A 15,928-nucleotide genomic window follows, 5' to 3' on the forward strand; every position below is an offset into this window, starting at 1 on the left:
AACTCAACTTTAACCGATGAGGCCCTATCCTTCATCCTTTTTTATTCATCTGTCCAAGATGTATTGTACTCCTACATTAATCCGCTCATACAATTTAAATATCCATCTTGAAAATGGGAAACACCTATGATAAACTAAGTTGGTCGTAATACTGGATTCAGATGCTTGGCCCTGTATCCTTGCAATGAAGCCGTTCAGTACGGAGCCATAAAACGCCTGATAAAGCCTGGACGGTGCGTTCAGGCTTTTGGCATTTCAAATAAAAGGGAAGGAACATAAATGAACCGCGTGAGACGTTTGGGACGGCGAAAAGGCCGTCGTCCGGCCATGCATGCCGCGATGGTGATTGCATTGGGCTTTCTAATTATTATCCTGACCGGTGCAGTGCTGCTCACGCTGCCTGTATCCGCCCGGAGTGGAGAACCGACGGATTTTCTGGATGCCTTATTTACCGCGACCTCGGCCACCTGTGTAACCGGTTTGGTGACAGTCGGCACGGCGACCCATTGGTCCGGTTTCGGACAGGTTGTAATTTTGCTGCTTATCCAGATAGGTGGCCTGGGGTTTATGTCGCTGGCGTCGATTGCGTCCTTTCTCACCCGCCGCACCATCACGCTGCGTGAACGCATGGTGATGAGCGCGGGACTGAATTTGACGGAAAATGCCGGTATCGTCCGGCTGACCCGCCGTGTACTGCTGGGCACATTCGCCTTTGAAGGAGCGGGAGCCGTGCTTCTCGCAACGCGGTTTGTCCCGCGTGTGGGACTGTGGCAGGGCATTAAAATGGGCGTGTTCCATTCGATATCCGCTTTCTGTAACGCCGGATTTGATTTGGTCGGTACACCGGATAATCCGTTTGCTTCACTGACCGGCTATGCGGATGACCTGATTGTGAATCTGACGATTATGGTTTTGATTGTGATAGGCGGTCTGGGTTTTTTCGTTTGGGGAGACATTTGGGACAAACACCGCTTTCGTCGCCTGCGGCTGCATACCAAGCTGGTGCTGGTGACGACCACGTTTTTGTTTTGTGCGGGCTTTGTGCTCACTCTGTTCTTTGAGTGGGGCAATCCGCAGACGCTGGGTGCGATGCCGGTGCAGGATAAGGTGCTTGCGGCAGCGTTCCAATCGGTCACGCTGCGCACTGCGGGCTTTAACACCATCGATCAGGGGGCGTTGACCGGTCCTTCGCAGGCGGTTGCCTGCCTGCTGATGATGATTGGCGGATCGCCCGGCTCAACGGCTGGCGGCATCAAAACTGTGACGGCAGCTGTTCTGGTGCTCAGTGCGATTTCCGCGCTGCGCGGCCGCACAACGGTAGCAGCCTTTGGCCGCACGATTGTTTCGCGCAGCATCATGAATGCAGTTACGATGATGATTATGGGCGGTACGCTCAGCCTGACGGGAGCGTGTGTGATTTCCTATGTGGAGAACGTACCGTTCGGCGCATGCTTGTTTGAATCCGTGTCGGCCTTTGCAACAGTTGGTCTGTCGATGGGATTGACACCCACGCTGCATACGCTTTCCCGCCTGATTTTGATTTTATTGATGTATCTGGGGCGTGTGGGTGTGCTGACACTGGGCGTTGCGGTGCTGATGCGGCATCGGGAGCCGCCCAAAATGCAGTATCCGGATGCGGATGTCATGGTAGGATAAACGGATTTTGCCGCTGGGTATTCATCGGGTGCGGCGGCAATCGGGAAAATCAGAGGAGACTTGGATGATGAAATCCTTTTTGGTAATCGGTCTGGGCAGGTTTGGCTCGGCTGTAGCGCGGGAGCTGGCTTCGCTTGGACAGGAGGTTCTTGTGCTGGACGAGGATGAGGAAAACGTCCAGCATATCGCGGATGATGTAACACAGGCGATTCGCGGCGACGCGCAGGACGAAGCAGTGCTGCGCTCGGTTGGCGCGCGCAATTTTGATTGCTGCATTGTCGCAGTGGGAACGGATATGGAAGCGAGTATTCTGATTACGGTGATGCTCAAAGAAATGGGCGCAAAATATGTTGTCGCCAAGGCACAAAGTCCGGTGCATGCCCGTGTGCTGGAGCGTGTAGGCGCAGATCGTGTGGTGCTTCCGGAGAGTGAAATGGGGCAGCGTCTGGCACAGCGGCTGGTGCGCACCAATGTGGTTGATTATATTGGTGTGTCGGACGACTTTTCCATTCTGGAGATCCATCCGCCCAAGAGCTGGATCGGTCGTTCGCTTGGACAGCTGGGGGTGCGTGCACGGTATCAGGTGAATGTATTGGCAATCCGCCATGGCGAAGGCGGGCAGGTGGATGTTACACCGCAGGCAAACCAGGTGATTGGGGCGGATGATTTGCTCATCGTGATTGGCACAAACGAAAATGTGGATAAGCTGGTGGAACAGCATTGATTACGATTGAGAGCCGTCAAAACAGTGCGCTGCGGCATCTGGCGCGGCTGGGACGGGAACGAAAATACCGCCGGAGCACGGAGGAAATGCTGTGCGAGGGCGAGAAGATGCTGGAGGAGGCGCTGCGTTCGGGCGTGCAGCCTGGCGTACTGCTGGTGCGCGAACGGGCAAAGGACAGCCTGCCAGACGGCCTGCTGGATCGCGCCGCGCAGGCGGGTGCCGCACTTTATTGCGCGCCGGACACATTGTTTGAGCTTGCCAGTGAGGTGGAAACGCCGCAAAACGTGATTTTCTCCTGCAAACAACCGCATTGGACGGCGGATGCGCTGGACGGCAAAGCACAGGTGCTTTTGCTGGACGGTTTGCAGGACCCGGGCAACCTTGGCACGATTTTACGCACCGCGGAAGCATTCGCGCTCGGTGCCGTTGTATTGTGCGAGGGCTGCGCCGATCCGTTTTCTCCCAAGGTCGTGCGTTCGACCATGGGCGCGGTATTTCGTTTACCGTGTGTGCGGCTGCCGCTGGCAGAAGCGGTTGAGCGGCTGCGTGCGCAAGGCTTGGCAATTTACGCAACCGCGCTGCATGCGGACAGTGTGCCGCTGGGCACGGTGCCGCTGGACCGCGCGGCGGTCATCATCGGCAGCGAAGGGCGCGGCGTAACGCCGCAGGCGATCACGCTCAGCGACCGCCGCGTGATTATCCCGATGCACGGTCGTGCCGAATCGCTTAACGCGGGTGTTGCGGCAGCGATTGTGATTTATGAAATGACAAAATGAGGAGGCGTGCGGTATGTCCTCAAGGTTGAGTTATGTATGGCTTGCTACCCGGCGCGGATTGGGAGCGGGGGCGGCAGTGAGCCTGCTGCGCGCGTTTGGTTCGCCCGAAGCGGTATTTGCGGCCGATAGGACAGCGCTGACCACAGCGCGGAATTGCCCGCTGCGCAAAGTGCAGGTGGATGCGCTGTGCGATAAAAATACGGATGAGGCTGAACGTATTTTGGCGGAGTGCGCAGGAAACGGTATTCAGATCATCACGCTTGGCGACAGTGCTTACCCTGATCGGCTGCGTGCAATCGAAAATCCGCCGGTCGTACTGTATGTGCGCGGCAAATGGCCGGATTTTGACGTCATGCCTGGTATTGCCGTTGTGGGTACGCGCGAGGCCACGCCTTACGGCCTGCAAACCGCGGAGCACATCGGCAGCGTGCTGGGGCGGGCCGGTTTTATCACGGTCAGCGGTATGGCGCTGGGCAACGACGGTGCGGCGCATCGCGGTGCGCTGCGGGCCGGCGGCCTGACAGTTGCCGTACTCGCGGGCGGCGTGGATGTCTGTTATCCGCCGCAGCACCGCAGTTTGATGGGCGATATCCTGCTCTCGGGTGCAATCGTGAGTGAATACCCACCCGGTACTGAGCCGCGCGGTGAGCATTATCACGCTCGCAACCGCATCATCAGCGGACTTTCAGTCGCAGCGGTTATTGTGGAAGCGCCGGGCTATCGCTCAGGAGCACTCATCACCGCGCGGGCCGCGCTCGATCAGGGGCGCGATGTGTATGCTGTCCCCGGCGCACTGGATGCGCCACAGTCAGCGGCCTGCAATGCGTTGATTGAAAAGGGCGAAGCGGCACTGCTGCGCAGTCCGGAGGCACTTGTGCGGACATACAGCGGACTGCTGCATGCGCCGTCCGGAGAATACCGTGCGCCGCGCTCTGTGCAAACGCCGAAGAAACCGCAAGCAGCGCGCCAAACGCCCCGAAAGATGGAAAAACCTGCGCCGCCGCCGTCCGGTGTGATGGCAGACAGCCTGAGCGGTGATGAGCGCCGTATCGTGGAGCTGGTGCAGCAGGGCGTAGGCACGCCGGAGGATTTGATCGAGCGCTGCGGCCTGCCTGCGCCTCGTGTCATGAGTCTTATCACCATGCTTGAAATGGATGGTATTCTGCGCCGCGAAAAGGGCAGACTGGTGATAGGCTGTCAGTAAATGAACCTCGGTTGACGCTGTGTGCGGCGACCGAAAACGGAGGAAAAACATGTCGAAATTAGTCATCGTGGAGTCGCCCGCCAAGGCAAAGACCATTGGCAAATATCTGGGGTCGGGCTATGTGGTCAAGGCTTCGATGGGGCATCTGCGCGATTTGCCGAAGAAGAAAATGAGCGTCGATATTGAGCACGATTTCAAGCCGGAATATGTGCCGATCGAGGGAAAAGATAAAATCATTAAGGAAATTCGCAGCGAAATTCGCAAAAGCGATTTCGTCTATCTCGCAACCGACCCTGATCGCGAGGGAGAGGCCATTTCCTGGCACATTAAGGAACTGTTTAAGCTGAAGGATAAGGATTCCAAGCGTGTAACCTTCAACGAGATTACCAAGCCTGCGGTCAAGTATGGTATTGAGCATCCGCGCGATATTGACATTGATTTGGTCAATGCACAGCAGGCGCGCCGCATTCTCGACCGCATCGTGGGCTATGAGTTGTCCCCTTTCCTGTGGCGCAAGGTGAAGCGCGGCCTGTCCGCAGGCCGTGTGCAGAGCGTCGCGACCCGTCTGGTCGTCGACCGAGAAAACGAGATTCGGGCTTTTGTACCGGAGGAATACTGGACGATCGAGGCACAGCTGCAAACGGCAGACGGTGGACGCTTTGCTGCGCGCTATTACGGCGATACATCGGGCAAGGTGGAGCTGAAAAACGAGGAGCAGGCGCAGGCGGTTGTAAACGCCGTCACTGGCAAACCGTTTTCGGTAGGCGATATCAAGCGTGGCAAGAAAAAGCGCACGCCTGCGCCGCCGTTCATCACATCGACCTTGCAGCAGGAAGCCAGCCGCAAGCTCAACATGACGCCGCGCCGTACAATGAGTATCGCGCAGGAGCTGTACGAAGGTATCGAGCTGGGCGAGTATGGACTGACCGGTCTCATCACTTACATGCGTACCGATTCACTGCGTCTGGCCGATGAGGCGACAGCTGCTGCCGCGGGCTTTATCCGCGGGCGTTACGGCGATGAATATTATCCGGGCAAGCCGCGCGTATTCAAGACAAAGGGCAATGCGCAGGACGCGCACGAAGCCATCCGGCCGTCGGATGTAAAGCTCCTGCCGGATGAAATCCGTCAACATCTGACGCCCGACCAGTATAAGCTGTACAAACTCATCTGGTCGCGCTTTGTCGCCTGCCAGATGGCAGACGCGCTGCTGGATACCGTCTCGGCGGATATCGTATGCGAGGGACAGGTGTTCCGCGCATCCGGCCATACGGTTGCATTCCCGGGCTTTACGGCGGTTTATGAGGAAGGCACGGACGACGAGAAAAAGGGCGACGCGGGCAAACCGCTGCCGCGCTTTGCCGAAGGTGATACACTCACAGTTGAAAAACTCGACCCCGCGCAGCACTTCACGCAGCCGCCCGCACGCTATACCGAAGCGTCGCTTATCCGCGCGATGGAAGAGCGCGGCATCGGCCGTCCGTCGACCTATGCGCCGACCATTTCGACCATTATCGACCGCGACTATGTGACCAAGGAGAATCGCGCGCTGCGGCCGACCCCGCTGGGTGAGGGCGTAACCGGCCTGCTGGTCGATGAGTTCAAGTCGGTTGCGGATTATGAGTTCACCGCCAACATGGAGGAACAGCTTGACGAGGTTGAGGCGGGCAAGCTGGATTACATCCAGCTGCTGCACAAATTTTACGACGGTTTTGAGAGTGCTCTCAAACAGGCGGAAATAGACCTTGAGGGCAAGCGCATCAAGATTCAGGATGAGGTCACCGACGTCATTTGTGACAAGTGTGGCCGCAACATGGTCATCAAGTCCGGTCGTTTCGGAAAGTTCCTCGCTTGTCCTGGCTTCCCGGAGTGCACCAACACCAAGCCCATCACCGAGGATACAGGCGCAGCCTGCCCGGTATGCGGCGCAAAGGTGGTCAAGAAGAAATCCGCGCGCGGCTATGTGTATTACAGCTGCGACACTTACCCCACCTGTCAGTTCATGACGTGGGATAAGCCGCTCAAAACCAAGTGCCCGAACTGCGATTCCTCGCTGTTCCGCCACACCGACCGCGACTCCAAGGAGGTCACGGACGTGTGCCTGCGCGAGGGCTGCGGCTATAAGGAGCTGGTCAAAGAGGGGCTGCCCCCTGAAGAGGCTGAGAAGAACCGTCAGCGCCGAGAAGCGCGTGCGGCCAAGGCGGCGGAGCGTGCAGCAGCCAAGGCTGCGGCGGAGGCCGAGGGCAAGGGCGAAGCGGAGGAAAAGCCCAAGAAGGTGACGAAAAAGGCAACGGCAAAAAAGCCTGCCGCAAAAAAGCAGGTGCCGTGGATGACCAAGACCACGAACCGCTTTAAGAAGCTCAAGGACGAGGACGTGCAGGCGCTGACAAAGACGCAGCAGGCGCAGTACGCTAAGGCACTTGCAAAGTATGAGGCCGAAAAGGCAGCGGAGAAGGCGGAAAAGGTGAAAAAGCCTGCCCGCAAGTCCGCAAAAGCGAAGGAGGCCGCAGATGAGTAATCAGGTAACGGTCATCGGCGCGGGCCTTGCAGGCTGCGAAGCCGCGTGGCAGCTCGCACAGCGCGGGATTTCGGTGCACCTGTGCGAAATGAAGCCGCAGCAGCACTCGCCCGCGCACCATTCGGATGATTTTGCGGAGCTGGTGTGCTCCAACTCGCTGCGATCGGATGAGCTGAGCAATGCCGCGGGCTTGCTCAAAGAAGAACTGCGCCGTCTGGACAGTCTGATTCTCACCTGCGCGGATGAGAATCGTGTCGAGGCGGGCGGTGCGCTTGCGGTGGACCGCGAAGCATTTGCGCGTGCGGTGACGGACAAAATCAAAAATCATCCCAACATCGAAATTGTTTATGGCGAAGTGACCGACATTCCCGAGGGGAAGGTGGTTGTCGCATCCGGCCCGCTGACCTCGGATACGCTGTTCGACGCAATTCATCGCAAGGTCGGTGGTGAGTTCCTGCATTTTTATGACGCCGCTGCTCCTATCGTCACGGCAGAGAGCATTGACATGGATTCTGCCTATATCGCCTCGCGCTACGGCAAGGGTACGGCGGATTACATCAATTGCCCCTTCTCCAAAGAGGAATATGATGCGTTTTGGAATGCGCTGACCACAGCGGAGGAAGCGCCCGTACACGGCTTCGAGGATTCCAAAGTGTTCGAGGGCTGCATGCCCATTGAGGTCAACGCTCGCCGCGGGTACGACACGATGCGCTTTGGCATCTTAAAGCCTATCGGATTGCCTGACCCCAAGACAGGAAAAGACCCGTACGCAGTGTTGCAGCTGCGGCGCGACAACGCGCAGGGTTCACTGTACAATCTGGTCGGCTGTCAGACCCATCTCAAGTGGGGCGAGCAGAAGCGCGTGTTTTCCATGATTCCGGCGCTGCGGAATGCCGAGTTTGTGCGTTACGGCGTGATGCACCGCAACACGTTCCTCGACTCGCCGCGTCTGTTGGACGCAACCTATGCACTCAAATCCGACCCGCGTATCCGCTTTGCAGGACAGATGACCGGCGTGGAGGGCTATGTAGAGTCCACCTCGTCCGGCTGGGTTGCGGGTGTGGCGACTGCGCTCGAAATGCAGGGCAAAAGCATGCCCGCTCTTGACCGGCAGACTGCGACGGGGGCGCTGGCATATTATATTTCCGACCATACGGTGGCGAAATTCCAGCCGATGAATATCAATTTCGGCATTCTTGACCCGCTGGGCTATAAGATCAAGGGCAAGCGGGAGAAAAATACAAAAATATCCGAGCGGGCGCTCGAAAAGATCGAAAGTCTGAAAGGGGAGCTTTGATATGAGGATCATCGTGGACGCAATGGGCGGCGACAACGCGCCGGAGTCCGCCGTTATCGGCGGTGCGCTGGCGGCAAAGGAATACGGCGAGCAGGTGGTGCTGGTCGGCCAGCCGGATACGGTCGCGGAGATCCTGAAAAAGCGCGGCATGCAGGACACGAACGGTCTTACCATTATGCCGTCCTCCGATTTGGTCGATATGCATGACGATCCGGCGACGGTTTTGCGCAAAAAGCCGGATTCCTCTATGGCGGTGGCATTCAAGCTGCTTAAGGCAGGCGAGGGTGACGCGCTCGTTTCCGCAGGCAACACGGGTGCGCTGCTCACCGGCGCAACTTTATTCGGCGGCCGCATCAAGGGCATCCGTCGAGGCGCGCTTGCGCCTGTTATGCCGTGCAGCGGCGGACAGGTCATGCTGTGCGACGCGGGCGCAAATACCGAGTGCACGGCGGAAATGCTGCTGCAATTTGCTTTTCTCGGTTCGCTGTATGCGGAAAAAATCAACGGTGTGAAAAATCCGCGCGTCGGTCTGGTCAACAACGGTACAGAGGATACCAAGGGCGATCCACTGCGTAAGGAAACTTATGCACTGCTGAAAAAAGCGGGCGACGAGGGGCGTCTGAACTTTGTCGGCAACGTCGAGGGCAGCATGGTGCCGCTCGGTGCGTGCGATGTGGCAGTGTGCGACGGCTTTACCGGAAATGTGATGCTCAAGACCATCGAGGGTGTAGCAAAGTTTATGGCGGGCCAGATCAAGGGCGTATTTACGCGCAATACGGCGACCAAGCTGGGCTATCTTGCCTGCAAAAAAGGCTTGGACGAGTTCCGCGATCTGTTCAATCAGGATAAGATCGGCGGCGCGCCTTTCCTCGGTATCGCAAAGCCGGTCATCAAGGCGCACGGTTCCTCTAACGAGATTGCCGTGATGAATGCGGTGCGGCAGGCGATCGCCTATACAAAGTCGGGGATGATTCACGAAGTGGAGCAGAATATACAGTACATGACGGTGGAATAACGGCGGCGGACGCTGCGGCACCGTTCATGCCCGCGCCGCAAGGCGCATGCGGGAGGTGAAAACATGCTGAAGATAGAGTATCAATTCAAAAATACGGCGCTGCTGGAGACTGCGATGACGCACACCTCGTATGCCAACGAGCATCGGGGGAATCATCTGCATCATAACGAGCGGCTGGAGTTCCTGGGCGATTCGGTGTTGGGTTTTGTTACAGCGGATTATTTGTTCACACACTATCCGGAGTTGCCTGAGGGCGATCTGACCAAACTGCGCGCAGCGGTTGTATGCGAGGGCGCGCTATGTGAAATCGCGCACGAGCTGGGTATTCCTGACGAAATCCGTCTGGGTCACGGTGAGGAGACCGGCGGCGGGCGCGAGCGGCCAAGTATTCTGGCCGATGCGACCGAGGCGTTGCTGGGCGCAATCTACCTCGACGGCGGCATCGAACCCGCGCGCGCATTTGTACTGCGGTTTATCCCGCATAAGGTGGATGTGGCAATTGCAGGCGGCGCGTTTAAGGATTACAAGACCATGCTGCAGGAGATTGTGCAGAAAAACAAGCAGGAAACGCTGGAATACCGTCTGGCAGGGCAGTCGGGGCCGGATCACGACAAGCGATTCACCATGGAGCTGCTGCTAAACTCCAACGTGTTTGCGTCCGGTACCGGGCGGAGCAAGAAGGAAGCTGAACAGATGGCGGCCAAGCAGGCGCTGGCCTCCATGGGCGTACAATGAGAAGAAAAAGACTTCGAAAGAAAATCTTTCGGAGTCTTTTGTCATATTTGGCGGAGTTTGGGACGCACAGCATGGCGCAAGGTGTGAACAGGACGTAAATTCTGCTTTTCGCATTGAAAACCGACGTGTCAAGTGGTAAAATAATACCATATATATCTTCGAGGTGTCACATGGTATTAAAGAGCCTGATCTTACAGGGCTTTAAGTCATTTCCGGACAAGACCGAGATTCAGTTTCTCGGCGGTATGACGGCGATTGTCGGGCCGAACGGCTCGGGAAAATCGAATATTTCGGACGCGATTCGCTGGGTGCTGGGTGAGCAGTCCTCGCGCTCACTGCGCGGCGCGAAAATGGAGGACGTTATCTTCGGCGGTACGGCCAAGCGTGGGCCGGTCGGTTTTGCCGAGGTCTCCTTGATCTTGGATAATTCCAGTGGTGTGTTCCGCTCGGAGTTTACCGAGATTATGGTTACTCGTCGCTACTACCGCTCCGGGGAGAGCGAATATTTTCTCAACAAAAAGCATTGTCGGCTGCGTGATATCCATGAACTGTTCATGGATACCGGCCTTGGGCGCGACGGCTATTCCATTATCGGACAAGGTCGTATCGACGAGATTTTGTCACTCAAGAGCGAGGACCGGCGTGAAATCTTTGAGGAAGCGGCCGGTATCACCAAATTTCGCTATCGCAAGGAGGAGGCAGAGCGCAAGCTCGCCGCAACCGAGGAAAACCTGACCCGTATCCGCGACCTGTACGATGAGCTGGAGCGGCAAATCGGTCCGCTGGAAAAGCAGGCAGACAAGGCAAAGCAATATTTGCTGCTGCGTGATGAACTGCGCGTGCTGGAGATTTCGCTCTGGCTGCTCTCACTTGATCGCATCAAGGCCGATGCGTCTAAGCTGGAGAAGGACACGGCAACTTGCGTCGGTCAGTTGGCGCAGGCCAGACAGGCGCAGGAGGCGCTATATGCACAGTCCGAGCAGCTTTCCGAGGATATGCGAGAAATTGACCGGGAGGCCGATCGACTGCGTCAGCAGCTGCGCGAAACCGAGCAGCGCGCCGCCGATCAGGCGAGCCGTGCGGCGGTGCTGCGTGCCAATATTCAGAACAACCGGGAAAATATAGACCGCGCACGGCGCGAAAGTGAACAGCGCAGTGAGCAAGCACACAATTTGGGTGCACAGTTGGCAGAACGGCGCGCACACATCGAATTGCTCGATACCCGCCATGCCGGCCTGTCTGCGCAGCTTGTCGACTTGCAGAAGAAGACTGCTGCACAGGATGCAGGACGTGCACAGGCGGAGCAGGCACTACGGCAGGCGCAGCAAGTGCGGGATGCCAGACAGAACGAACTTCATGCGCTTGCGCTTGACCGTACAGCGGCAGAAACCAGCCTCGCCGGTATGGATGGACGGCGCGACACGATCGCAGCCGACATTGACGCGGCGGGTAAGCGGCTGGAACAGGAGAAACACACGCAGGACGAGTTGGAAACGCGCATGCAGGCGTGTCTGGACACGCTTGCCGGTGCAAAAAATAAAGTGCAGGGTATCGCCCTCAAGGCGGACAGCCGCCGTAAAAAGGCAGAAGCCTTACAGGGCGAGTTGACGAAAGCGCAGGCTGCACTGACCGACGCCAAAAACCGTGTTAAGATGCTCAGCGATATGCAGAGGGATTACGAGGGCTTTTCACGCTCGGTCAAGTCCATTATGCAGCAGGTTGAGCGCGGCGCGATGCGTGGCGTGCATGGACCAGTGTCTTCGCTCATTACGACCGACGATCGCTTTGTCACCGCGATTGATACGGCGCTTGGCGCGTCCGCGTCCTCTATTGTGGTGGATACCTCGGCCGACGGTAAACACTGCATTGAGTTCCTCAGGCGTACGGACGGCGGCCGCGCAACCTTTTTGCCGATCGACACAATTCGTCCCGCAGCGTTGCGGGAAAACGGTTTGGAGAGCAAAAACGGCTGTTTTGGTACCGCTGACCGACTGGTCACTTTTGATAAACGTTATACCGCCATCGTGCAGAACCTACTCGCGCGCACGGTGGTTTCCGAAAATATGGACACCGCTCTGGCATTGGCGCGTGCATATGGACACCGCTTCCGCATCGTTACACTGGACGGCCAGATTATACAGGCCGGCGGTGCGATGACGGGTGGTTCCGCTTCGCGCGGCACGGGTGCACTGGCCCGTGCGGGGCGGCTCAAGGCCGCGCAGGAGCAGGTCAAGAAGTTAGAGGAAACGCGGGCGCAGGCTGACCGCGCGTTCCACGATGCCAAGGAAGAATACGCGGCGTTGGAATACGACCTCAAGGCAATCGAGGCCGAGCGCATCCGTGCCGAGCAGGACGAGGCGGGGCTGCGCGCCTCTGTGTCGCAGCACCGTGTGCTGCTCGACAGTTTGCAGCATCAGTATGACGGTCTGGTGCTTGAGCGGGACAATCTTGCCGAGGCCAAGCAGCAGTATGAGGATGCCATTGCGCAGTGCGACGAAAAACAAGCGGGCGCACAGCAGGCGCTGAGCGAGGCCGAGCGACAGGTTGCGGATTGCCGCGCGGCGCTCGAACAGCAGGGCGCACAGGCCGCGGAAAACGCTTCGCGCATGACCGCAGTGCAAACTGAACTGGCGCAGAACCGTTCAGAGGCTGCCAGCGAAGCGCGCGCGCTGGTTGATTTGGAACAGCTGAAAGCCGAACTGGATGCCGGTGTGTCCGGAACGGCGGACACCATCGCGGGATTCGAAGCGGAGATCGGTCGTTTGACGGATGAACTGACGCAGACCGAGGATGCCGGCAAGGAGACTGCTGCGGCCGAGGGACGGCTGCATGATAGTTTGAATGCGCACATGCAGCAGCGTGAGCGGGTAGAGGGCGAACGCGCCCGGGTTGACCGCGAAGCGCAAAGCAAAAACGAAGAAATTCTTGGTCTCGAACGCGAGTCTGCGCGGCTGGAAAACCGCGCAGGACAGCTCAAAGCCGAGGAAACGCAGATTTTGGATAAAATGTGGGAAAACTATGAGCTGACCCCCACGCCTGCGGCCGAGGTCGCGCGGCCGTTGGAGGATGTGTCTGCGGCGAAGGAACAGGCACAGAGTATCCGCATGAAAATGCGTGCACTCGGTAACGTAAATCTGGACGCGGTCGAGGAATATCGTCAGGCGCTCGAGCGATATACCTTCATGGGGGAGCAGAAAGACGATCTGGAAAAGGCGCAGCATGAGCTGTATAAGGTCATCGAACAGCTGACCGTCAACATGAAGGAGATTTTTGCTTCCGAGTTTGCCAAGCTCAACGCTTATTTCGGCGAGACGTTCCGCGAGATTTTCGGCGGCGGCCATGCGGAATTGCAGCTTGCCGACACTTCGGATATCCTGAACTGCGGCATTGATATCCGTGTTTCCCCGCCGGGTAAGGCGGTCAAGACATTGACGCTGCTTTCGGGCGGCGAAAAGGCGTTTGTGGCGATTGCACTGTATTTTGCAATCTTAAAGCTGCGGCCGACGCCGTTCTGTGTACTCGATGAGATCGAAGCGGCGCTTGATGATGTGAACGTCGCGCGCTTTGCACAGTATATCCGGCGGCTGACTGATGCGACACAGTTTATCGTCATCACGCATCGCCGCGGCACAATGGAGGAGGCCGACATGCTCTACGGCGTGACCATGCAGGAGCAGGGTGTTTCCAAGATGCTGATGCTCAATCTGGCGGAGGCGGAAAAACAGCTGGGACATGCAATTCGCTAAAAGCTATCACAATTTGAGGAGTTATTATGGGATTATTTGATAAGATCAAACAGGGCTTACAGAAAACAAGCGATGCGGTGAACCGTTCGTTGGACAATGTGTTTGCGGCTTTTGTCAAAATTGATGCGGATTTGCTTGAGGAACTGGAGGAGGCGCTCATCCTGTCCGATGTGGGTGCGGAAACCTCGATGAAAATCGTTTCTGAAGTGGAAAAACGCGCCAAGCTTCAAAAAATTACGACCGCGCCTGAGCTGCGCGAGCTTCTGCGCGAGGTCCTGACCGACAACATGCTGGAAAACCAGCCGCTCGATGTTTCGGGCAAGCCTGCGGTCATTTTGGTGATTGGTGTCAACGGCGTGGGCAAAACCACGTCGATCGGCAAGCTGGCCGCCCGTTATGTAAACGAAGGCAAAAAGGTCATGCTGTCCGCGGCGGATACCTTCCGTGCGGCTGCGGCCGATCAGCTGGAAATCTGGGCTAAGCGCGCGGGCGCGGACATCGTGCGCCACGGGGAAGGCGCAGACCCGGCGGCGGTTGTGTTTGACTCGATTGCGGCGGCAAAGGCGCGCGGCAGCGATATCATCATCGTGGACACGGCAGGCCGTTTACACAATAAGGCCAATCTGATGAATGAGCTGGCGAAAATCGACCGCGTCATCACACGGGAGCTGCCGGATGCGTCGCGTGAGACGCTGCTGGTGCTGGACGCGACGACCGGACAGAATGCTGTGCATCAGGCCGAGGAATTCAACAAGGCCGCGCACCTGACCGGCATCGTGCTGACTAAGCTGGACGGCACGGCCAAGGGCGGCATCGTGATCGCCATTTCGGCGGGACTTGGCGTTCCGGTCAAGCTCGTCGGCGTGGGCGAGGGCATTGACGATTTGATTGATTTTGACCGTGCGGCATTTCTGGAAGCCATTCTGCCGCCTGTGGAAGGAGAAAACGCATAATGCAACGACCTGATGGAAGAACAACCGACGCGCTGCGGCCGGTGAAGATAACAAAAGATTATACGATGTATGCCGAAGGCTCGGTGCTGGTCGAAATGGGCAACACCAAGGTGATTTGCACCGCTTCGGTGGAGGATAAGGTGCCGCCCTTCCTGGAGGGCAAGGGGCTTGGCTGGGTGACGGCGGAATATGCCATGCTGCCGCGCGCGACCAATACACGCAAAAAGCGCGATATCAAGAGCCTTAAGTTGGACGGTCGCTCGAGCGAGATTCAGCGGCTGATCGGTCGCTCGCTGCGCGCGGTGGTTGACCGCGAAGCGCTCGGTGAGCGCCAGATTACGGTGGATTGCGACGTCATTCAGGCAGATGGCGGCACGCGCTGTACGTCGATTACAGGCGGGTTTGTTGCCTTGTGGATCGCATGCAAAAAGCTGCTTGACGAAGGCGTAATCGAGAAAATGCCGCTTTCCGCGCAGGTTGCGGCGGTTTCGGTCGGTATTTTCGAGGATGAGGCCATCCTCGACCTCAATTATGCCGAGGACAGCCATGCAATCGTGGACTGCAATGTTGTAATGACTTCAGCGGGTGAGTTTATCGAGGTGCAGGGAACGGGCGAGGGGCGTCCGTTCTCGGACATCGAGCTGCAAAAACTGCTCGCGCTGGGCAAAGAGGGCTGTCGTCGCCTGTGTGAAGAGCAGAGCCGCGTGATGGGGGAGAGCCTGTAATGCAATTTGTGCTTGCCTCCCACAATCAGAAAAAACTGAGAGAAATGGCGGAAATTCTGGGGGAACTGGGCATCGAAGTGATGCCTCTGCCCGAAAACGCGCCTGAGCCGGAGGAAACCGGTGCAACCTTCGAGGAAAACGCCATCATCAAGGCAAAAAGCGCAGCAGATTTTACCGGATTGCCCGCTATTGCGGATGACAGCGGCCTGTGTGTGGACGCGCTGGACGGCGCGCCGGGCATCTACTCCGCGCGTTACTGTGAGGGAACCGATCAGGATAGAAATACGTTTTTATTAGAGAATATGCGGAGCAAGGATAACCGCGCCTGCCGTTTTGTGTGCGCGATTGCGTGCATTCTGCCGGATGGGCAGGAGATGACCGTGCGCGGTGAATGCCAAGGCGAACTGCTCCGCGAGAGCCGTGGCGCAGGCGGCTTTGGGTACGATCCGCTGTTTTTTGTTCCGGAATACGGCTGCACGTTCGGAGAACTGCCGGGCGAGGTGAAAAACCGGATTTCCCATCGCGGCTGCGCGCTGCGAGCGCTTAAGGATGCGCTGAAAACCCGTATTTGAAATCAAC

12 protein-coding genes are annotated in these 15,928 nt (G+C 57.6%); all 12 read left to right on the plus strand.

The genetic code is table 11. The features are described 5' to 3' along the window. Positions 1-279: 279 nt before the first annotated feature. The 12 genes from ACESSO_RS09445 to rdgB all read left to right on the plus strand — a co-directional run bounded on the left by ACESSO_RS09445 (position 280) and on the right by rdgB (position 15,921). Positions 280-1,656, plus strand: coding sequence for a TrkH family potassium uptake protein (locus ACESSO_RS09445; protein ID WP_373164854.1), 1,377 nt, complete (start codon positions 280-282; stop codon positions 1,654-1,656). Between the two features lie 67 nt (positions 1,657-1,723). Continuing rightward, positions 1,724-2,380 (plus strand): TrkA family potassium uptake protein, encoded by a 657-nt coding sequence (locus ACESSO_RS09450; protein ID WP_373164855.1) that lies wholly within the window; start codon positions 1,724-1,726, stop codon positions 2,378-2,380. Continuing rightward, positions 2,377-3,156: a TrmH family RNA methyltransferase gene (locus tag ACESSO_RS09455; protein ID WP_373164856.1), complete on the plus strand. Its 780-nt coding sequence runs from the start codon at positions 2,377-2,379 to the stop codon at positions 3,154-3,156. Before ACESSO_RS09450 ends, ACESSO_RS09455 begins: the two co-directional genes overlap by 4 nt. Positions 3,157-3,169: 13 nt before the next feature. Beyond that, positions 3,170-4,360: a DNA-processing protein DprA gene (gene dprA / locus ACESSO_RS09460; protein WP_373164857.1), complete on the plus strand. Its 1,191-nt coding sequence runs from the start codon at positions 3,170-3,172 to the stop codon at positions 4,358-4,360. 49 nt (positions 4,361-4,409) lie between these two features. Then, positions 4,410-6,878 (plus strand): type I DNA topoisomerase, encoded by a 2,469-nt coding sequence (gene topA / locus ACESSO_RS09465; protein ID WP_373164858.1) that lies wholly within the window; start codon positions 4,410-4,412, stop codon positions 6,876-6,878. Beyond that, complete coding sequence (trmFO, locus tag ACESSO_RS09470) at positions 6,871-8,175, plus strand: methylenetetrahydrofolate--tRNA-(uracil(54)-C(5))-methyltransferase (FADH(2)-oxidizing) TrmFO (protein ID WP_373164859.1); 1,305 nt, start codon at positions 6,871-6,873, stop codon at positions 8,173-8,175. The genes topA and trmFO overlap by 8 nt, the downstream gene beginning before the upstream one ends. A gap of 1 nt (position 8,176) precedes the next feature. Further along, positions 8,177-9,190 carry a phosphate acyltransferase PlsX gene (gene plsX / locus ACESSO_RS09475; RefSeq protein WP_373164861.1) on the plus strand — a complete coding sequence of 338 codons (1,014 nt, stop codon included), beginning with the start codon at positions 8,177-8,179 and terminating at the stop codon, positions 9,188-9,190. A 63-nt stretch (positions 9,191-9,253) separates the two neighbouring features. After that, positions 9,254-9,925, plus strand: coding sequence for a ribonuclease III (rnc, locus tag ACESSO_RS09480; protein WP_297274840.1), 672 nt, complete (start codon positions 9,254-9,256; stop codon positions 9,923-9,925). A 170-nt stretch (positions 9,926-10,095) separates the two neighbouring features. After that, positions 10,096-13,671, plus strand: a complete 3,576-nt coding sequence (smc, locus tag ACESSO_RS09485) for a chromosome segregation protein SMC (RefSeq protein ID WP_373164862.1) — start codon at positions 10,096-10,098, stop codon at positions 13,669-13,671. Positions 13,672-13,697: 26 nt separating this feature from the next. Continuing rightward, positions 13,698-14,624 carry a signal recognition particle-docking protein FtsY gene (gene ftsY, locus ACESSO_RS09490; protein WP_373164863.1) on the plus strand — a complete coding sequence of 309 codons (927 nt, stop codon included), beginning with the start codon at positions 13,698-13,700 and terminating at the stop codon, positions 14,622-14,624. Continuing rightward, a complete protein-coding gene (gene rph, locus ACESSO_RS09495) occupies positions 14,624-15,349 on the plus strand; it encodes a ribonuclease PH (RefSeq protein ID WP_373164864.1) in 726 nt (241 codons plus the stop codon). Before ftsY ends, rph begins: the two co-directional genes overlap by 1 nt. Further along, the gene (gene rdgB, locus ACESSO_RS09500) at positions 15,349-15,921 is read left to right on the plus strand and encodes an RdgB/HAM1 family non-canonical purine NTP pyrophosphatase (protein WP_373164865.1); all 573 of its coding nucleotides are present in this window, start codon (positions 15,349-15,351) and stop codon (positions 15,919-15,921) included. The genes rph and rdgB overlap by 1 nt, the downstream gene beginning before the upstream one ends. Positions 15,922-15,928: the final 7 nt, after the last annotated feature.

The organism is Agathobaculum sp. Marseille-P7918, from assembly GCF_964248325.1.
In the GTDB taxonomy this organism is placed as follows: domain Bacteria; phylum Bacillota; class Clostridia; order Oscillospirales; family Butyricicoccaceae; genus Agathobaculum.